The sequence below is a fragment of the Pseudomonas turukhanskensis genome, from assembly GCF_027922365.1.
In the GTDB taxonomy this organism is placed as follows: Bacteria; Pseudomonadota; Gammaproteobacteria; order Pseudomonadales; family Pseudomonadaceae; genus Aquipseudomonas; species Aquipseudomonas turukhanskensis.
Genome location: NZ_BSFN01000008.1, coordinates 173,124 through 191,328 on the forward strand (window position 1 = coordinate 173,124; position 18,205 = coordinate 191,328).

Genomic DNA, 18,205 nt, shown 5'->3' on the forward strand with positions numbered 1-18,205 from the left:
GATTTAAAATTGATTAAAGACGATTAGGATTTGTCGTTCCTGGTTTTCAGCGCTTATCGCAAGTGGCTTTGCGCCGAGTATCACATTGGGTTGCCTACCCGTCAGGACGGTACCCACTACCCGACGGGACGGCAGTTTCACCTCGTCGTAACGGTACGGCTACCCGCGGGAACGGTGTCCTTTTTTCGCTTCAAGTGGCGGTGTTGTGACGCGCTTGGTTTTCGCATTACGAAAAGCCGTTCTCCTTTGAGCTCGTAAGAGAATTGTTGGTCGTGTACCTCGGAGGCCGTCACTAAACGGTTTAGTGCTCTTCGAAGTAACTGGGTGAATTTCGAGAGCTCAGCCGTCTCGCTACCGCACAGCCTTTGAATTGTTTCGACCTTCAGGGGCAAAGGCTTTGCGTGAGTGGCGTAAAATCCATGCAGCCACTGTGCTAGAGGCTTCCCCTGAAGCTCTTTTCGAACATTCCATTGCACTCGAGTGTACAAATCGCAGGCAAAGAGCCTAGGTAGTTCTGAGTTCAGGCGGACTTCATATTTCTGAGGCAGTAGATCGCAATGCACTTCGTCAATGAGGCTGCCTTCGTAGCGAAAACGCTCTGCTTGAATGCTCAGTGACGTGCTGCCTAACCGATTTAGACGACTCTTTAGATTTTTTCGATTCGGACCTGTATCGGTTAGGCCTAGCAGTTGAAGAATCTCGGATACATCTACTTCAACCTTTCGGCCATGGGCTTCGCTTTGAGCTAGATGTAGAACGGTTTCCCACACATCTAGGTCGCATTGGTCAAGTCGAGGACCTGAGTACTCAATTGCATACCCTTTTAAAGAGGGGATTGCTACGTGGTCTAAATACGGTCGAATTTGGTCGCGCGAGACGCCGAAGAGCGCTGATCGCAGTACTGCGTTCGGCACTCCACGAACCCCTCCGGGCCACGTGGGAAGCTTCAGCGTCACTTCCGCTTGCTGCGTAATAGCAATGGTGGTGGGTCGAGTTGCCCGCTTTTGATTTAATTCTTCCATCCTCGCTTTAGGGTTCGGCATGGATGGTTAAACCAGACGAACTGCGCTGATTTTTTCGTGTACCCACATACCAATTTGGTCAGCAGGCCAGGCGACCGAATTGGCGCCTAGTCTCACTGGTGGCGGGAAATCACCGGCGCGAATGAGTCGATAGATCTGGGATTTGCTCAGCCCGACTTGGGCGCAAACGCCGGGCAGCCGCAGAAGTGTAGGTGTAGCGATCGGGGAAAATGCGAGGGCCATTCAATGTCTCCATGAGTCCGGTTGGAATGGCTCTGGATTGAATGGCACTTGATGGCATCAAAAACCGAATTCGGGAGAATAGATGCGGTTACTTTGGGAGCGTCAGCCTAAGAGTCATCCTGTTTATTGGGAAGATATTTGGCCACCGTATCGGTGTCGGGAAAGCCGCTGAGGCCCATGCGGTCAGCGATAAAGGTGAGGCTTTCAGCGGTCGAGAAGGGTTTCACTTTATCGTCCGCCACTCCGCAAAGCTTCGAGCTGAGAATTACGCGGCGTGCTTCATCTTGTTTGGCAGATCCTATGATCATCTTCACGAGTGCCCCGGTGAGTCGCTGCACCGTGAGTAGCTCTCTCGTACGAAGGTGGTCCCGTGCTCCTGCCTTAATTTCCGAATGTTGGGTCTTAGGGAGCTCCTCTGCCCAGATGAATTTGGGGACAAATTCATGGCTCGAGTTGGTCTCGATTAGTCGCGTCAAAGCTTGTGGAGAGAAGTACACGGCGGCATCCGAAGCATGTAGCTCTGCACCCGACGCGTCTTCCAGCGACACAAACGCCTCCCGCTTGCTTTTACTGAGTGCTTGAAGCTCGAAGAATCTGATAAGTCTTGCCGTCTGTATACCGCACGTCTCGCGTTGAGCTGTATGGTCAAGGATCTCTGCAACCCAGCAGACTTCGATATTGAGTTGCGGATGGTTTGGCTCTAGCCGGCGCAGAATATCGGCCGATGCAAAGGCCGCTTCTTCCCGGCTACACCCTAGCTCCTGTCGGTAGTGTTCAATGAAGTCGCTCAGCCGAATTGGCGAGCTACGCATCACTATTAGTCGTCGCTTGGAGCGAGTGACTTGGGAGCTAGGCATTCAAACGCTCCATATAGTCCGCATACCACTGAAGCATCTCTCGCCGTCCCTCGAGGTACTGAGCATGGTTATAGGTGCCTCGTATGCTGTTTTTGTCTACGTGCGCTAACTGGGTTTCAATCCACTCGCTAGGGAAGCCTTGCTCATGCAGAGTGGTGGACAGAGTGTGCCGAAAACCGTGACCGGTGGCCTGGCCGTCATAGCCAGATCTTTTGAGCAATTGGTTTATTGCAGCCTCGCTCATGGGCTTTGCAGGATCATTCCTACCTGGAAAGACCAGGGTGTATCCACCGGTTATTGCCTTCAGCTCGTGCAGAGCCTTCATTGCTTGGGCAGATAACGGCACCTCATGCGGCCGGCGCATTTTCATGCGATGAGCCGGAATCGTCCAAAGTGCTGTGTCGAGATCAATCTCTGCCCAAGGTGCGCACCGTAATTCTGCAGTACGGACGCCGGTCAGAATCAACAGGCGCGCAGCGAGCTTTACGGTGTCCTGAGCTTTGCAAGAGACGATAGCGTTCAGTAGGGCTGGAAGAGCTGTGACGGGCAAGAACGGATAGTGCTGTGAGGCCGGTGGGCGCAGAGCCCCACCAATGTCAGCGATAGGATTGTATTCAGCTCGACCGGTAGCGATCGCATACCTATACACCTCTTGGCAGCGCTGGCGAGCCTTGCGCAGGCTTTCTAGTGCCCCACGGGACTCTATCCGCCGAAACGTTGAAAGCCATTGAGGAGGCTTAATATCTGCGAGGGGAAGGCTTCCAACTTGCGGAAAAATATCCCGGTCAAACGCTTCTAATACGTCACTGGCATATCCAGTGGACCATCGAGGAGTCTTGTGGTGATGCCACTCTAGTGCGAGCTCTTTGAAGGTATTTGCTCGCGCTATTGCCTGCTGCACACGCTTAGCTTGGCGCTCCTGACCTGGATGTTTGCCTTGAGATACAAGCTGGCGAGCCTCGGCAGCTAATTGTCGTGCTTGCCCGAGTGTCGCTCTGTCGAGGGTGCCCAACGAAATGTGGGACTGTTTTCCATCTAGGCGAAAGCGGAAGCGCCAAGACTTACCGCCTTCTGCGCGCACCCATAGGAACAGGCCGTTGCCATCGGCAAGGCCGTAATCCTTATCGCGAGGGGCGGCGTTCTTCACTTGCAGGACGGTTAGCGCCATCGATTGAGTACCCAAGATCATTGAACCAATCAAAGGTACTTATCTGGTTACTCAAATAGCAAGCGCTTGGATGAGACTGCGTGATACCGCATGAAGCAAAAAGCCCGCACTAGGCGGGCTTTCTGGGGTGTTCATGACATTGCTTGGCACTGCATGAAACGCTTTATTGGTGCCGGCACCAGGAATCGAACCCGGGACCTACTGATTACAAGTCAGTTGCTCTACCAGCTGAGCTATACCGGCATTTCAGGGCCGCCATTATATCCATTAGAAGCCGCGAGTAAAGGCCTGATCTGCGGTCGTTTTTTAGCCTGCGTTCTACCCGCCGGAATAGGCTTATGCACAATCGTGAGGCGCTATAGCAGAGGGCGAGTGATTTCTGTGCGGTACTTGACAGAAGTCAGTAACTACCTGGTTTTATTGAATATTTCAGTGTGATTAAAAAACAAACAGATACCTCAAAGCCTTGCTGCGTGTGCGTTTGCCGAGGTTGCCCAGAAACTATCAACAAAGTTATCCACAGATTGTGTGGGCAACTATTGGCGCTCCGCCAGAAGCATCAGGTTGCGTGGGCTGACATGTCCTACGCAGAACTGGCCGAGGCGTAGGTGGTAGCCCTGTTGTTGCAGAAATAACGCGCGATCAAGCAGCAACCACAGTTCCAAGGGGCGTCGAAATAGGCCGCGCAGCAGTTCCAGATTGCGCACGTGCGCCAATCGCTGCCAGCCTCGCTGCTCCAGCGCAGCCCAGTCGCGATGGCCCAGGATTGGCAGGTTTTTGAGTTGTGCGAGGTCGCGGCAATAGTCGGCGAAATCTTTGTGCAGCCAGGCGACGGGTAATGACGGCGTTGGCAGGTAATCGTCTGTACCGCGCAGCTCCCGTTGCAGCAGATCAAAGGCCAGGCGGCGGGCCATGGAACTGTCGCGCTGGCGGCGGATGCGTGCGCCAGCGGTGACGGTTTCGCTCAATGGCAAACCCAGGTCATCTACCGACAACCGTAACGCTGAAGTTTGCGCGGCTGTGGATAACGGTTGGTAGTGCGGGCCGGCGATGCGGTTGTAGCAGCAGGGCGCAACGGCCAGTTGTCCACAACCCGCCGCGCTGGCCAATTGCAGTAGGCGTACGTGCAAATCGCCGCAGGCGTGTAGCGCTACCGGTGTGTGCTCGGTGTGAATGTGCCTGGCGGCATCGGGCGCGAGCACGTCCTGTTCGATATGGCGGCTGGCAAGCCCGCGCCGGACGCTCAGTTGCGCACCGGCATCAACCAGCGCGGGATCGTATTCCAGGCAGGTGAGTGGCTGCCCATCCTGCGCTAGCAGTTGCCCCAGATGGCCTTTGCCCGAGCACCAGTCCAGCCAGTGCTGTGCCGGTTTGCTGAAACTCAAGCAAGCGGCGAACGCCTGAATCTGCTCCCACTTGCGGCCTGGGATATCCACCGCGAAGTTGGCGGGCAGGGCAGCACGCTCGTGGGTTGGCAATGCACCGACCGCCGCCAACTCGGCAGACAGTGCGGCCAGCTCGGCAAAGGGCGCCGGCGCCTGCAATAACTCAGGGTGGTTGTGCGCCGACTCGGCATCGGCCAACGAGCGCTCGCGTAACCACGCCGCCAACTCAGGGTGTTGTTCTTCCCATGGCAAGTGCAGTTGAGTGAAGGGCCGGGGCCGCCACAGGTTCTGATGACGCAGCACAAAGCCGTCCAGCGCCTGAAAGCGTGGCAGCAAATCTGAGTCAGCGAGAAAAGTAGCGTCGGTCATCGAGCAGGCTTCTAGGAGTGATAACTGCCCACGCGGCGCATGGGCAGTTGCCTATTCTAGCGGCCTTGGGTCGCGTCGACGCGCAACCAGCGTTCCAGCAGCTTGAAGCCTTTGACCAACACAAAGGCAATCGCCAGATAAAACAAACCGGCCGCGAAGAAGATCTCCACCGGCAAGTAGGTGCGGGCAATGATCGTGCGCGCCATACCGGTGAGTTCCAGCAGGGTGATGGTGCTCGCCAGAGCGCTGGCCTTGAGCATCAGGATCACTTCGTTGCTATAAGCCGGCAGGCCGATGCGCGCTGCGCGCGGCAGAATGATGTGCACCATGGCTTGCGCCCGCGACATGCCTAGCGCCCGGGCCGCTTCCACCTCGCCGTTAGGCACAGCCTGAATGGCACCGCGCAGAATCTCGGCAATGTAGGCAGCGGTGTGCAGGGTCATGGTCAGCACTGCACACCAATACGGATCGCGCAGGTAAGGCCACAGCGGCCCTTGGCGCACGGCATCGAACTGCGCCGCGCCGTAGTACACCAGAAACAGCTGAACCAGCAGTGGCGTGCCACGAAAAAAGAAGATGTAGCCATAGGGCAAGGCGCGCACGTACCAATGGCGCGAAGCGCGGGCGATGCCCATTGGAAGGGCCAGAATCAGCCCGGCAATCACGGCGAAGGCCACCAGTTCCAGGGTGAGAATTGCGCCATCAAACAGACGCGGCAGGTACTTGATAATGACGTCCCAGTTCATCACGCGCTCCTTACGAAGCCGCGGCTGGCGCGTCTTTCAATAAAATACATGGCGGTCATGGCAACCACCGTCAGGCCCAGGTAGATAAAAGCCGCCACCAGGAAAAAGGTGAAGGGTTCCTTGCTGGAGGTGACCGCGATTTGCGAGCGGCGCATCAGCTCTTCCAGGCCGATCACCGACACCAGCGCGGTGTCTTTCATCAAAATCATAAACAGGTTGCCCAGGCCCGGCAGGGCGATACGCCACATCTGCGGCAGGATAATCCGCCAGAACGTGCGGCCCTTGGACAAGCCCAGCGCCTGACCCGCTTCGCGGTGGCCGCGAGGAATGGCGAGGATCGCGCCCCGAAATACCTCGGTGGCGTACGAGCCAAAGCACAGGCCCAGGGCGATGGTGCCGGCAGCAAAGGCGCTGAGTTCCAGGCCTTCCACGCCGATGGCTTCGCCGAGGCTGCGCATCATGTTTACGGTGCCGAAATAGATCAGCAACACCCACAGTAGCTCGGGAATGCCGCGCACCAGGGTTGAATAGGTGCCGCCAAGCCATTGCAGCGGCTTGTGCGCAGAAGTCTTGGCCAAGGCGCCGAGTAGGCCGAGCACCAGCCCCAGGCACAGCGCGCTGAGCGCCAGCTTGATGGTCATCAAGGTGCCGGCAAGAAGCGCCGGACCGAATCCGTGAAGATCAAAGATCATATGTTCGCCTGCGATCATCTGGTCGTCGGCCATGCGGCGTTGAAACCGCGACTCACATGCTCACGTACTACAGTACGCTGCGCTGTTCGCCGCGGTTTCGCCTTGCCTGGCTCTAGCCCAGAAGATCTTGAGTTGCGTATCTCGAACAAGCCGCCCAGAAGGGCGGCTTGAGCAGATCAATAGATGCTAAAAGGGAAATATTTGTCGTTGATTTTCTTATACGTGCCGTCAGCGACGATCTCTTTTAATGCAGCATTCAACTTCTCACGCAGCGGATCGTTCTTGCGCACGGCAATGGCGATCTTGTCGTTGTCGAACACCGGGTCGCCTTTGAATTCGAAGCCTTTGCCGGTTTCGCTCTTCAGCCATTCCCAGTTCACGAACTTGTCGGCCAGCACGCCATCCACACGACCGGAGGCGAGGTCGAGGTAGGCGTTTTCCTGGGTGTCATACAGCTTGATATCGACGACATCAGCCATGTTGTCTTCCAGCCAGGTACCGGCGATGGTCGCGCGCTGAGCACCAATCACCTTGCCTTTGAGTGCGGCCTTGTCGGTTTTGAACGGTTTGTCTTTGGCGGCGATGAACTGCAGCTTGTTGGTGTAGTAGGGGTCGGTGAAATCAACAGCGCCCTTACGCTCTTCGGTAATCGACATGGAGGCGGCCAGGAAGTCGAACTTCTTGGCGTTCAGGGCCGGAATGATGCCGTCCCAGTCCGAGGTCACCACGTCGCACTCGGCCTTCATCTTGGCGCACAGCGCCTGGGCGATTTCCACGTCAAAGCCGCCGACCTGGCCGCTGGCGTCGATCAGGTTGAACGGTGGATAGGCGCCTTCGGTGCCGATCTTCAGTTTGTCAGCGGCGACGGCACCAGTGCCGAACGCCAGGGTAGCGGCCGCGGCCAGCAGGATCTTTTTGTAGTTCTGCATGGGTTGTTGCTCCGTGTTAGCGATTGCTGGACATGAATTGCTTGCAGCGCGCCGAGTTCGGGTTGGTAAACACCTGCTCGGGCGATCCTTGTTCTTCCACCAGGCCCTGGTGCAAAAACACCACTTCACTGGACACCTGACGGGCGAAATTCATTTCGTGGGTGACCAGCAGCATGGTGCGGCCTTCCTCGGCGAGCGCACGAATCACATTAAGCACTTCCTGGACCATTTCCGGGTCGAGTGCCGAGGTGGGCTCGTCGAACAGAATGACTTTAGGTTGCATGGCCAGCGTGCGCGCGATGGCGGCGCGTTGTTGCTGACCACCCGACAATTGCGCCGGGTAAACGTGCCGCTTGTCACCGATGCCCACTTTGGCCAGCAGCGCTTCAGCACGCTCGGTGGCCTCGGCCTTGCTCAGCCCCAGCACGCGGCGTGGCGCCTCGATGATGTTGTCGAGCACCGACATATGCGGCCATAAATTGAAGTTCTGGAACACAAAGCCGATTTCGCTGCGCAGGCGATTGATCTGCTTGTTGTCGGCGGCCACCAGCTCGCCGTTTTTGGCGGCTTTGAGCTTGAGCTCTTCGCCGGCCACCAGAATCTGGCCCTGGTGCGGGTTTTCCAGCAGGTTGATGCAACGCAGAAAGGTCGATTTGCCAGAACCGGAAGAACCGAGGATCGAAATCACATCGCCGTCGCGGGCCGTGAGCGAAATGCCCTTGAGCACCTCAAGGTCGCCGTAGCGTTTATGCAAATTGCGAATCTCAAGCGCGGGCGTAGCCTCGGCCATGGGGTGTCCTCTTGTTCTTCGGGTGCGCTGAATGCGGCGACTTTCCTGGCGAGGCTGCAACCTAGCATAGCGCCGGAACAGCAGCCAAGACTGGCAAAGAGGCTATTTAGTCGCACGCAGGAGTGTTGTCGCATCAGTGCAAGTGGCTGGCGCGAGGATGCAAAAGGGTGAACACCTCCGGATGCGCGTGAGGATTGCTCGTTGTTTAGAGCCTAGGCGTAGCCAAATTGCCTACGGTCGTAGCCATTTCAGCTACACCTACATCTGCGATATGTATATCTTCAAGACATATCCACGATAGTTACGCACATGCGTAAACAATTGCAGCAGGTACCCAGCCATGAAGCGCAAACAATCCATCGAACACGTCCGCTGGGACCTGGCGCTGCGTTATCGCCTGATTGAAACCGTCGCCTGGTGGGAAGGCCGCCTTACCACCGGCCACCTGATGCAAAGTTTTGGCATCAGCCGGCAACAGGCCTCGAAAGATATCAACAGCTACCTCAGCGAATACGCGCCGAAGAACCTCGACTACGACAAGCACCTCAAGGGCTACGTGCCGAGCAAAACCTTTGCGCCGCTGTTTATCGATGACAGCGCCAGCGCCTACTTGCATTTGCTCAACCAGAACCACGAGCGCTCGCCGCATATCGAGGGGCTGGCGCTGGCGTATGCCCATACCGAGATTCTCAAGGTGCCGGATCGCTCCGTGCGCCCCGAAGTATTGCGCCCGCTGTTGCGCGCGTGCCGTGAAGGGCTGCGGTTGGAGTGTGAGTATGTGTCGTTGGCCAACCCGGTGGCCGAGACGCGGCTGATTGCGCCGCACACGCTGATCTACACCGGCATGCGCTGGCATGTCCGTGCTTATTGCGAAAAGAATCGTGACTACCGCGACTTTGTGCTTAGCCGCCTGCGTGGCGAGCCGGATGTGCTGGATGAGTCCGAGCACGGCATCGACGGTGACGCCGGCTGGGCGGCGCAGGTGGATGTGATCATCGTGCCCGACTCACGTCTGAGCGTTGAGCAGAGGGCAATCATCGAAATCGACTACGGCATGCAGGACGGCCAGTTGCGGGTGGCCAGCCGGGGCGCGCTGGTGCAGTACGTGTTGCAGCGCTACCAGATCGACACCACCAAGGTGCAGAGCAAAGCCAGCGCGCAGCAGATTGTCGTGGCCAATATCGAGGCCCTGCAGCCCTGGCTGTATTGATTCACTCGGCTGAGCCGTAGGCCAGGTGCGCCATTAGCCAGAGGAATGCGCCGATGGCCAGCAAGATGTGAGCGTTGTTGAGTGCTGCGTTGATAAGCCACATGGGAAAGCCTCCGACCGATTGGGTGTGGGCAAACCCTAAGGGCGGCGGAGTAGGGCGTCGATCTGTCTACTTTTCGTGCGTAAGGTTTTCGTACAGATGAGCTAGCGACAACGGTTGGTTGGGTTGAGCGCAGCGAAGCCCAACAAAGGGGCGGCGCTTGGCTCGTTGGGCTGCGCTGAGCGTCCGCCCAGGAATGGCTAGGTGCGCATAGCACACCCTACAAAAGCCTGGCTGGGTTGGGTGTGCTCCGCGCACCGTTGCGTTCGCCCAAGAATCGCCAAGTGCGCGGAGCACACTCTACGTGGCAACTGCGTGCTCTTCACTCACCTGCACAAACTGCTGCACCGGCGCGACAAACCCCAGTTCCTTGATCGGGCTCGGGGTGCGGAATTCTTGCAGCAGGCTCTTGAAGTCGCGTTTGCGCTCCACATCCGGCAGCGGCACGGCGCTGAGCAGGCGTTTGGTGTAGGCATGTTGCGGGTTGTGCAGCACCTGGTCACGGCGACCGATCTCGACAATCTGCCCGCCATACATCACCGCCACGCGGTGACAAATGCGCTCCACCACTGCCATATCGTGAGAAATAAACAGGTAGCTCAAACCCTGCTCTTCGCGCAGTTGCTCCAACAGTTCCAACACCTGCGCCTGCACGGAAACATCCAGCGCCGAAACCGACTCATCGGCAATGATCAGCTTGGGGTTCAGCGCCAAGGCCCGAGCGATGCAAATACGCTGACGCTGCCCGCCGGAAAACTGATGGGGGTAACGCGCCATGGCGTCCGCCGGCAGGCCGACCTGGTGAAGCAATTGCGCCACGCGCTCACGCCGTGGTGCGTTGGGCAAACGGTCATGAATCAGCAGCGGCTCACCCACCAGTTCAAAAATGGTTTTGCGCGGATTAAGGGCCGCGTAGGGGTCTTGGAACACCATCTGCACATCGCGCCGCACGCGCTGTAACGCATCGCCGTGCAGGCCATTCAATTCTTGGCCGAGCAGCTTCACGCTGCCCTCGTAGGCCAGCATATTCATCAGCGCCTTGCCGGTGGTGGACTTGCCGCAACCGCTCTCGCCGACGAGGCCGAGTGTTTCGCCCGCACGCAGGTCGAAGTTAAGGTTTTCCACCGCGTGCACATTCTTGCCCGCTTCGAACCAGCCGCTGCGCAGCGCAAAACGCACGCTCAGGTTGCGCACTTCCAGCAGCGCGGGTTGTTGGCTCAGGTCTTCGGGAATACCCGCACTGCCCAGCACCGGCACGGCTGCCAGAAGCTTCTGGGTATAAGCGGCCTGCGGTGTAGCGAACAGTTGCCGTACCGGCGCCTGTTCTTCCACGCGGCCCTGGTTCATCACCACCACCTGATCGGCCATCTCCGCCACCACACCCATGTCGTGGGTGATCAGCAGCAGGCTGGTGCCGTATTGCTGTTGCAGCTCGCGCATCAGCTCCAGGATCTGCGCCTGAATGGTTACATCCAGCGCGGTGGTCGGCTCATCGGCGATCAGCACCTTGGGCCGGCACAACATGGCCATGGCGATCATCACCCGCTGGCGCATGCCGCCGGAAAGTTCGTGGGGGTACTGGGTCAGGCGTTTTTCCACTTGCGGCATGCGTACCGCCTCAAGCATTTCCCGGCAGCGCTTGGCGATGGCCTGGCGTGACAGCGGTTCGTGCCGACGAAGCGTTTCCGCAAGTTGCTGGCCAACGGTCATCAGCGGGTTCAGCGAGGTCATCGGCTCCTGAAAAATCATGCCGATATCTTTGCCGCGCAGCTGCTGCCGTTCGCGCTCGGCCAGGCTGAGCAGGTCGCGGTTCTCGAACACAATTGCGCCGCTCGGCGTGTGTGCTTGCTTGGGCAGCAGGCCCATGATCGCCAGCGAGGTCAGCGACTTGCCGCTGCCGGACTCGCCCGCGATGCACAGCGTCTGCCTGGGGTACAGCGCAAAGCTCAGGTCATCGACCACCCGCTTGGCGCCGAACTCGATGGACAACCGCTGCACCGAGAGAATCGCCTGACTGTCGTTCTGGCTCACGCAAACACCACTTTCGGGAAGTAGAACGACACCACCCAGTTGGGCAGGTCGACGATTTCGCTGATACGCAAATCACCGCACACCGAGCAGAGCATGTAGGCCTGTTCGGCCGGCATTTTATGTTCGCGGCACAGCCAGTCGATGGTGTTGCTCACGGCCTGGCGGGCGGCTTCCATCAGGTCCGGGCCGATGCCGGTAAAGGCCTCGTAGCCGGCGCTGTCCAAGTGGCGGGTTACCGGGCCGGGCGTGCTGAAACGCGGCATGGCCAGCGGTGTGTCTTTTATCAGGTCCACCTGCACCACCACATCCATGGCGCTTTCGATGGCGGTGCCGCCGACTTCGCCGTCGCCTTGCGCGGCGTGGGTGTCGCCAATCGACAGAAGGGCGCCCGCCACTTCAACCGGCAGATACAGCGTGGTGCCGGCGGCCAGATCGCGGATATCCAGGTTGCCGCCCACCCGGCGTGGCGGCACCACCGAGTGCAGGCCGGCTTCGGCCGGCGCCAGGCCGATGGTGCCGGCGAACGGTTTGAGTGGCACCTTGGCGAACTGGCCGAAAGCGGCCGGTGCCAGGCTGGCTTTGTCGTAGTGCCACAGCGCCAGGGCCGGGTCTTTGAACTGGTCGGCCAGCAGGCCGAAACCAGGGATGTTCGCGGTCCAGCCAAAGCCGCTGGGCTTGAAGCTGTCGATGGTGATCTTGAGGATATCGCCGGGCTCGGCGCCCTCCACATAGATCGGCCCGGTTACCGGGTTGATCTGGTCAAACGACATTGTCGCCACATCGCCAACCACCGACTGCGGCGTGAAGTAGCCATTGGAGGAATCCAGGCACTGAAACTCCAGCATCTGCCCCGGCGCCACGCGCATCACGGGCTCGATACTGCGGTCCCAACCAAAATGGTTGTGCACGCTGTGAATGGTTTTAACCAGGCAGTTCTGACACATAAGAAACGTCCTTCAAGCTGTGGCTTTTCAACGGGCTAGGTCTGGCAAGGCCGCTGGGTTTGACGCGTAGGGCGAATATCGCCAGAGGCGATATCCGCCGCTGCACCATTTGCGAATCGGCGGATATCCGCTTTGCGGATATTCGCCCTACGCCCATGGGCATCGAAACGCTTGTTCAAAGCCGCCAGACCGACGCGCAGCAGGCCGGTTATTTAACCCAAATGTGATCGTAGTTAACCGGCACATGCACGGGGTCGACGTACAAGTCATTTCCGCCCGCCATCCGCTCGGAACGCACGGTAAAGCGCTGCTCATTGAAGATCGGCACCCACGGCGCATCGGCCATCACGTCGGTGAAAATCTTGCTCCACAGCGCAATACGTTCAGCCGACTGCTCAGGCTTGGCCATGGCGTCGGCTTTGGCCGCGTCGGCGTCCAGTTTCTTGTTGCAGTACAGCGACCAGTTCCAGCCACCATCCACTGCGCCGCTGCAGCCCAGAATCGGGCCGTAGAAGTTGGACGGATCGGGGAAGTCGGCAATCCAGCCCATGCCGCCGGACCACACCATCGGCGCCTGGTCTTTGGCACTGCCGGCGGCGATCACGTTGGCCTGGGCCAGCGATTTGATCTGCGCACGAATGCCGACCTTGGCCAGGTCTTGTTGAATCGACTGAGCAATGCGCGGCTGCGGCTCGGTGTTCATCACGAACAGTTCGGTATCAAAGCCTTTGGCGAAGCCGGCTTCGGCCAACAGCTTCTTCGCGCCTTCCACGTCGTAGGCGTAGCCCTTGAACGCCTTGTCGTAGCCGGGCATTGCTGGCGGCAGCGGCTGGTTGGCTGGGGTGGCGCGGCCGTTGATGATGCGCACGATGCGGTCTTTGCTGATGGCCATGTTCACGGCCTGACGCACCTTGAGGTTATCGAAGGGCGGCAAAGTGGTTTTCAGGGTCAGGTAGCCGGTGTGCAATTGCTCGCCCACCACCATGCGGTCCTTGAATTTCGGGTCGTTCTTGAACTGCAGGAATTTGGCCGGTGGTACGCCGTCGCCGGCGATATCCACTTCGCCTTTTTCCAGGCGCAGCAGGGCGACCATCGGGTCTTGGCCCACTTCAAAGGTGATGGTGTCCAGGTGCGGTAAACCGGTGTGGAAATAGGCCGGGTTTTTCTTGAACACTATCTGCTGGCCGAGCTTCCATTCACCCAGGCTGTAGGCTCCAGTGCCAACCGGATGCTTGCCGAAATCGGCGCCCCATTTCTCCACTTCTTCCTTCGGCACGACCGAGGCGAAGTTGATCGCCATGATGTGCAAGAAGGTGGCGTTGGGCGCGCTCAGGGTGATTTTTACGTGGTAATCGTCGGTTGCTTCCACGCCGCTGAGGGTTTCGCTTTTGCCGCCGGTAACGTCTTCATAGCCGGCAATGGAGCTGAAGAAACCCGAACCCGGACTCTGGGTTTTCGGGTTGACGGTGCGCTCCAGCGAGTACTTCACGTCACTTGCTTTCATCTCGCGGCCATTGTGGAACTTCACACCCTTTTTCAGGGTGAAGCTGTACACCAGGCCGTCGGCGGAAATGCTGTAGTCCTCGGCCAGATCCTTCACCAATTCTGTGGTGCCGGGTTTGTAATCCATCAGGCCGTCGAACAGGCTTTTGATCATCGACCAGTTTTGCCAGTCGTAGCCGATGGCCGGGTCCAGGGTGGCGACGTCGTTCTGGTAGGTGACGACGACGCTGCCGCCGTTTTTGGCGTTGGCGTCCACCAGCTCATCGGCCAACAGTGGGCCTGTAAACAGCGTGGCGGCGATAACCAGGGATAGTGCTGTGCGCTTCATGCTCCTGCCTCTTTGCTGGGGATTGTTGTGTGTTGGAATTCAGTGTTTTTTGATATCGATGCGCGGGTCGATCAGCGGAATGACCAGGTCGGCAATCAGGTTGCCGAGCACGATGGCCACGGCGCAGATGGTGGTCACACCGACGATCACGGGGATGTCCACTTGTTGAATGGCCTGCCACGCCAGTTGGCCAATACCGGGCCAGCCAAACACCGACTCGACCACCACCAGCCCGCCCATAAATACGCCGATGTCGATGCCGATCATCGGGATGATCGGCACGATGGCATTGGGCAGCACATGGCGCAGCACCACGCGGGCGCGGCTCAGGCCCTTGGCGCGGGCGGTGCGGATAAAGTCCTGATGCAGCACCTCGATCATCGAGGAGCGCACCATGCGCGAGTACCAGCCGCTGCCGAGCAAACCCAGGGTGAGCGCCGGCAGCATCAGGTGCTTGAGCCCGCCATAGCCGCCCATGGGAAACCACTCCAGCTGCACGGCGAAGAAGTACAAAAACAGCATGGCGGCGATAAATTGCGGGGCCGACACGCCGATAAACGACAGCGCCGTCAGCAACCGATCGGCAATGCCGCCACGGCGCAGCGCGGCGATCACGCCCAGACTGATACCGATCAGCAACTCAAAGCCGATGCCGGCCGCCATCAGTTCCAGCGACGGCTGCAAGCGCGAACCGAGCAGTTCGGTCACCTCGCTGCGCTGGATATAGGAGCGGCCCAGGTCGCCCTGCAACAGGTTGCCCAGGTAATGGGCGTATTGCTGATAGAAGGGCAGGTCCAACCCCAGCTGCGCCCGAATACCGGCCACCACTTCCGGCGTGGCACTGCGCCCGGCGATTTGCCGCGCCGGGTCGGCCGGCAGCATAAACAGCAGCAGGTAAGTGATCAGGCTGACGCCCAGCAGAATCAGCAACGAATAGCCGATACGCCGGCCAATAAAGGTCAGCATTCAGCTTCTCCCTTGCAGCGTGGGGTCGAGCTCGTCGCGCAACGCGTCGCCCACCAGATTGAAAGCCAGCGACAGCAGAATGATTGCCGCGCCCGGAATAAACACCAGCCACGGCGCCGAGGTGAAATAGGTCTGGCTTTCGAAAATGATATTGCCCCAGCTCGGCGTGGGCGGCTGCACGCCAACGCCCAGGTACGACAGGGTGGCCTCCAGTAGCACAGTGGTGGAGATGCCCAGCGTGGCCCAGACCAGAATGGTCGGCAGCAAATGTGGCAGCAGGTGTGAAAACAGAATGCGCAGCGAACTGGCACCGAGGGTGCGTTCTACCGCGACGAAGTCACGGGCACTCAGGGCGATGGTTTCCGAATAGATAACCCGCGCCACCTGCACCCAGTTGACCATGGCAATTACCAGGGCGACGATCCACACACTCGGCTGGAAAATCGCCGACAGGGCAATGGCCAGCAGCAGCGCCGGGAACGCCATCATCAGGTCGGTAAAACGCATCAGCGCACTGCCCAGCCAGCCACGCAAAAAGCCCGCCGTCAGCCCCACCAGGGTGCCAATCAACACCGCCATGCCATTGGCCACCAACCCGATAAACAACGAGGTGCGTGCGCCGTAAATCAACCGCGAGAGCAGGTCGCGCCCAAGCAGATCGGTGCCCAGCCAATAGATATCGCCAGGCGCCAGGGGAGCACCCTCCATCGACAAGCCTTCAATAAATTGCTCGGACGGATCAAACGGGCTCAGCCACGGGGCGAGCGCTGCCAGCACCACCACTAGCACGATATACAGCAAGGACACGGCCACCGTCGGCCGGCGCAACAGGGCCACCGCTGTGCTCATAGCAGACCGCCGCGTTGTTGCCCCTGGTCTGCCGCCAGCTCGGCGCACAGCTCGTCGATGCTGCGGTTAAGGCGCATCGACAACTCACGCAGCCGTTCATAAGCCGCGCTTTCATCCAGCCCGTGCTCCACCATCAAACGCGCCAGTGCCATGGCCAATTGCGGACGATTGGCCAGGCGTTGCTGCAAGTTCTCGATGGTTTGCGCATCGCGGTCCAGCCGCTCACGCAGCCCGATGGCCATCATCAACGTGGTGTACACCGAGCCCTGAGTGATGGGGCGGTTGAGCAGGGCAGTGGCACCCAGCTCGATAGCGCGCTGGATTTGCGACAAGGTTTCGTGGGGCGTGAGCGCCACCACCGGCACATTGGCCTGGGCCAGTTTGAGCAGCGTCTTGGGGCTGGCGAAATGCTCCAGCTCGACGATGGCCGCAAAGCAGTTCTGCAGGTTCTGCGGCGCATCCTCCATTAACGGTTGGGCCTTGATGCCCAAACGGTGCAGGCTCTTTTCCAGGCTGTTGAGCGTGCGCTCTTCGCAGTCCACCAACAGCAAGGTGCCGTTTTCAAAATCGGGGCGGTTGAACGGGCTCATTTGACGATCCTCAAGCGCGGCGTTGGCGCACTTAACTGGCGAAATTCGGTGAGATCGGTGGCGGTCATATACGGGTCGGCGGGCACCGCCTGCGGCTCGCTGTGCACAATCACAAAGCGGCCGTTCTGCAGTTCGGCGATATGGCACGCCAGGCTGCTGTGGTTGTTGCGCGGCGACACCCGCAATTCGCCCAGCACGCTCTGCTGCGGATGCTGGTGCAGGTACGCGCAGATGGTGGCCGAATCGTCGTCGCCACACTGCTGCAACGCGCGGGCAAACAAATGCACCGCGCTGTACGAGCCGGCATACAGATGGGAATACACATGCCGCCCATGGCGCTCGGTTTGCCGCTGGCAGAAGGCCGGGTCCGCCGCCTCGAAAAACGGCCCGCACGCCAGCATGCGCAGATTCTGCAAGGAGCCCAGCTCGGTCAGTTCCGCCTCGGCAAGGTTGCTACTCAACACCGGCAACTGCAGCCCGCCGACCTGGCATGCCGCATCCAGCTGATGCAAAAACGCATACGACGAATCGCCCACCAGGTTATTCAACACAAACGCCGGCGGCTCACTGACCACCGCCTGCACCAACTCGGCCACCTGGGTGGCGCCAAGGTGCATATACTTTTCCTTCAACACCTCGCCGCCGGCCAGCGTGATTACCTCGCGGGCGATGCGATTACTCTCCCAGCCCCACACATAATTCGACCCCACCAACAGCGCGCGCTTGCCGAACGTGGCCAAGGCAAAACGCAGTAGCGGGATAAGCGTCTGGTTCGGGCAGCCGCCGAAATACAGCACGTTCTCGCTGCTCTCGTAGCCCTCGTAGGGGCAGGCATACCAGAGCGTGCTGGCGTGCTGCTCCAGGTCCGGAATGATCTCCTTGCGGCTCGCCGAAGTGGTGGTGCCGAAGATATGCCGCACGCCCTGCTCAATCAGCCGCGCCGCCCCCTCGCCATAGCCCTGGAGCACCCCCTGCGGATTTACATGGGTAGCCCGCAGCACAAAATCGAACGCCCCGCTGGCATTCACCTCAGCCAACGCATGCTGCGCCCCGAGCAACCCATTGCGGCCCATATGGCGGTAAGTGCCATCAGTGGAAAACAGAAAGCCGATATCAACCGTGCGGCGCATTTATTCATTCCAAAAAAAAACCTGATCGACCAGCGAACTGGTGGATCAGGCTTCATTACCTGGCGCTAGGCGCGTGTGTGTTGTGCACAAGACTTAATGGGCGTGGCCCGGCTTGTGAGAGTTGAGGATTGGTATGGAAGAAGTGTGCCAGGTGGTGGGGAAACCCGCTGCTGAGCGGCGCGGCGCGGAAGGGGTAGGGCGGGGTGCACTGGGATGAGGCGTGGGTGAGGTGCTCGGGCTCGTTTTTTGGGCGCGGGCTGTAACGGCAGTACTCAAGTTGTTTGATGAGAAAGGCTGTAGCTGCAATGTTTTTACTTGATCGGTTACTTGATCGGTTACTTGGTCGGTTAGGT

General features: G+C 59.1%; 17 protein-coding genes and 1 tRNA gene. 1 reads left to right on the plus strand and 17 read right to left on the minus strand.

The window, feature by feature from the left end; all coding sequences use genetic code 11:
* Positions 1-137: 137 nt before the first annotated feature.
* The 10 genes from trfA to PKE98_RS15480 all read right to left on the minus strand — a co-directional run bounded on the left by trfA (position 138) and on the right by PKE98_RS15480 (position 8,201).
* Entirely contained in the window at positions 138-1,043 is a 906-nt protein-coding gene (trfA, locus tag PKE98_RS27165; protein ID WP_373877870.1) for a plasmid replication initiator TrfA, read from the minus strand.
* 6 nt (positions 1,044-1,049) lie between these two features.
* Positions 1,050-1,265, minus strand: a complete 216-nt coding sequence (locus PKE98_RS15440) for a helix-turn-helix transcriptional regulator (RefSeq protein ID WP_271196198.1) — start codon at positions 1,263-1,265, stop codon at positions 1,050-1,052.
* 107 nt (positions 1,266-1,372) lie between these two features.
* Positions 1,373-2,122 carry a hypothetical protein gene (locus tag PKE98_RS15445; RefSeq protein WP_271196199.1) on the minus strand — a complete coding sequence of 250 codons (750 nt, stop codon included), beginning with the start codon at positions 2,120-2,122 and terminating at the stop codon, positions 1,373-1,375.
* On the minus strand, positions 2,115-3,290 hold the full coding sequence (locus PKE98_RS15450; RefSeq protein ID WP_507763568.1) for a tyrosine-type recombinase/integrase: 1,176 nt from the start codon (positions 3,288-3,290) through the stop codon (positions 2,115-2,117). Before PKE98_RS15450 ends, PKE98_RS15445 begins: the two co-directional genes overlap by 8 nt.
* Positions 3,291-3,457: 167 nt before the next feature.
* Positions 3,458-3,533 (minus strand) — tRNA-Thr (locus PKE98_RS15455).
* Positions 3,534-3,826: 293 nt separating this feature from the next.
* Positions 3,827-5,044, minus strand: a complete 1,218-nt coding sequence (locus tag PKE98_RS15460; RefSeq protein WP_271196201.1) for a methyltransferase — start codon at positions 5,042-5,044, stop codon at positions 3,827-3,829.
* A 56-nt stretch (positions 5,045-5,100) separates the two neighbouring features.
* A complete protein-coding gene (locus tag PKE98_RS15465) occupies positions 5,101-5,790 on the minus strand; it encodes an ABC transporter permease (protein WP_271196202.1) in 690 nt (229 codons plus the stop codon).
* Positions 5,790-6,482 carry an ABC transporter permease gene (locus tag PKE98_RS15470; RefSeq protein ID WP_271196203.1) on the minus strand — a complete coding sequence of 231 codons (693 nt, stop codon included), beginning with the start codon at positions 6,480-6,482 and terminating at the stop codon, positions 5,790-5,792. The genes PKE98_RS15465 and PKE98_RS15470 overlap by 1 nt, the downstream gene beginning before the upstream one ends.
* 176 nt (positions 6,483-6,658) lie before the next feature.
* Positions 6,659-7,411: an ABC transporter substrate-binding protein gene (locus PKE98_RS15475; RefSeq protein ID WP_271196204.1), complete on the minus strand. Its 753-nt coding sequence runs from the start codon at positions 7,409-7,411 to the stop codon at positions 6,659-6,661.
* Between the two features lie 16 nt (positions 7,412-7,427).
* Positions 7,428-8,201, minus strand: coding sequence for an ABC transporter ATP-binding protein (locus PKE98_RS15480; protein ID WP_271196205.1), 774 nt, complete (start codon positions 8,199-8,201; stop codon positions 7,428-7,430).
* A gap of 340 nt (positions 8,202-8,541) precedes the next feature.
* On the opposite strand from PKE98_RS15480, the gene PKE98_RS15485 reads away from it, so the two are divergent.
* Positions 8,542-9,411, plus strand: a complete 870-nt coding sequence (locus PKE98_RS15485; protein WP_271196206.1) for a helix-turn-helix transcriptional regulator — start codon at positions 8,542-8,544, stop codon at positions 9,409-9,411.
* 400 nt (positions 9,412-9,811) lie between these two features.
* On the opposite strand, the gene PKE98_RS15490 is transcribed toward PKE98_RS15485, so the two are convergent.
* The 7 genes from PKE98_RS15490 to PKE98_RS15520 form a co-directional block, all read right to left on the minus strand.
* Positions 9,812-11,542 (minus strand): ABC transporter ATP-binding protein, encoded by a 1,731-nt coding sequence (locus tag PKE98_RS15490; RefSeq protein WP_271196207.1) that lies wholly within the window; start codon positions 11,540-11,542, stop codon positions 9,812-9,814.
* Complete coding sequence (locus PKE98_RS15495; RefSeq protein ID WP_271196208.1) at positions 11,539-12,486, minus strand: acetamidase/formamidase family protein; 948 nt, start codon at positions 12,484-12,486, stop codon at positions 11,539-11,541. Before PKE98_RS15495 ends, PKE98_RS15490 begins: the two co-directional genes overlap by 4 nt.
* 208 nt (positions 12,487-12,694) lie before the next feature.
* Positions 12,695-14,317, minus strand: a complete 1,623-nt coding sequence (locus tag PKE98_RS15500; protein WP_271196209.1) for an ABC transporter substrate-binding protein — start codon at positions 14,315-14,317, stop codon at positions 12,695-12,697.
* A 39-nt stretch (positions 14,318-14,356) separates the two neighbouring features.
* Positions 14,357-15,283 (minus strand): ABC transporter permease, encoded by a 927-nt coding sequence (locus PKE98_RS15505; protein ID WP_271196210.1) that lies wholly within the window; start codon positions 15,281-15,283, stop codon positions 14,357-14,359.
* Positions 15,284-16,132: an ABC transporter permease gene (locus tag PKE98_RS15510; protein ID WP_271196211.1), complete on the minus strand. Its 849-nt coding sequence runs from the start codon at positions 16,130-16,132 to the stop codon at positions 15,284-15,286.
* Positions 16,129-16,722: an ANTAR domain-containing response regulator gene (locus PKE98_RS15515; protein ID WP_271196212.1), complete on the minus strand. Its 594-nt coding sequence runs from the start codon at positions 16,720-16,722 to the stop codon at positions 16,129-16,131. The genes PKE98_RS15510 and PKE98_RS15515 overlap by 4 nt, the downstream gene beginning before the upstream one ends.
* Positions 16,719-17,852 (minus strand): transporter substrate-binding protein, encoded by a 1,134-nt coding sequence (locus PKE98_RS15520; RefSeq protein WP_271196213.1) that lies wholly within the window; start codon positions 17,850-17,852, stop codon positions 16,719-16,721. Before PKE98_RS15520 ends, PKE98_RS15515 begins: the two co-directional genes overlap by 4 nt.
* Positions 17,853-18,205: the final 353 nt, after the last annotated feature.

Bases quoted from the DNA above. Each gene is read 5' to 3' on its own strand.
- trfA (WP_373877870.1), bottom strand. From the start codon at position 1,043: ATGCCGAACCCTAAAGCGAGGATGGAAGAATTAAATCAAAAGCGGGCA.
- PKE98_RS15440 (WP_271196198.1), bottom strand. From the start codon at position 1,265: ATGGCCCTCGCATTTTCCCCGATCGCTACACCTACACTTCTGCGGCTG.
- PKE98_RS15445 (WP_271196199.1), bottom strand. From the start codon at position 2,122: ATGCCTAGCTCCCAAGTCACTCGCTCCAAGCGACGACTAATAGTGATG.
- PKE98_RS15450 (WP_507763568.1), bottom strand. From the start codon at position 3,290: ATGGCGCTAACCGTCCTGCAAGTGAAGAACGCCGCCCCTCGCGATAAG.
- PKE98_RS15460 (WP_271196201.1), bottom strand. From the start codon at position 5,044: ATGACCGACGCTACTTTTCTCGCTGACTCAGATTTGCTGCCACGCTTT.
- PKE98_RS15465 (WP_271196202.1), bottom strand. From the start codon at position 5,790: ATGAACTGGGACGTCATTATCAAGTACCTGCCGCGTCTGTTTGATGGC.
- PKE98_RS15470 (WP_271196203.1), bottom strand. From the start codon at position 6,482: ATGATCTTTGATCTTCACGGATTCGGTCCGGCGCTTCTTGCCGGCACC.
- PKE98_RS15475 (WP_271196204.1), bottom strand. From the start codon at position 7,411: ATGCAGAACTACAAAAAGATCCTGCTGGCCGCGGCCGCTACCCTGGCG.
- PKE98_RS15480 (WP_271196205.1), bottom strand. From the start codon at position 8,201: ATGGCCGAGGCTACGCCCGCGCTTGAGATTCGCAATTTGCATAAACGC.
- PKE98_RS15485 (WP_271196206.1), top strand. From the start codon at position 8,542: ATGAAGCGCAAACAATCCATCGAACACGTCCGCTGGGACCTGGCGCTG.
- PKE98_RS15495 (WP_271196208.1), bottom strand. From the start codon at position 12,486: ATGTGTCAGAACTGCCTGGTTAAAACCATTCACAGCGTGCACAACCAT.
- PKE98_RS15500 (WP_271196209.1), bottom strand. From the start codon at position 14,317: ATGAAGCGCACAGCACTATCCCTGGTTATCGCCGCCACGCTGTTTACA.
- PKE98_RS15505 (WP_271196210.1), bottom strand. From the start codon at position 15,283: ATGCTGACCTTTATTGGCCGGCGTATCGGCTATTCGTTGCTGATTCTG.
- PKE98_RS15510 (WP_271196211.1), bottom strand. From the start codon at position 16,132: ATGAGCACAGCGGTGGCCCTGTTGCGCCGGCCGACGGTGGCCGTGTCC.
- PKE98_RS15515 (WP_271196212.1), bottom strand. From the start codon at position 16,722: ATGAGCCCGTTCAACCGCCCCGATTTTGAAAACGGCACCTTGCTGTTG.
- PKE98_RS15520 (WP_271196213.1), bottom strand. From the start codon at position 17,852: ATGCGCCGCACGGTTGATATCGGCTTTCTGTTTTCCACTGATGGCACT.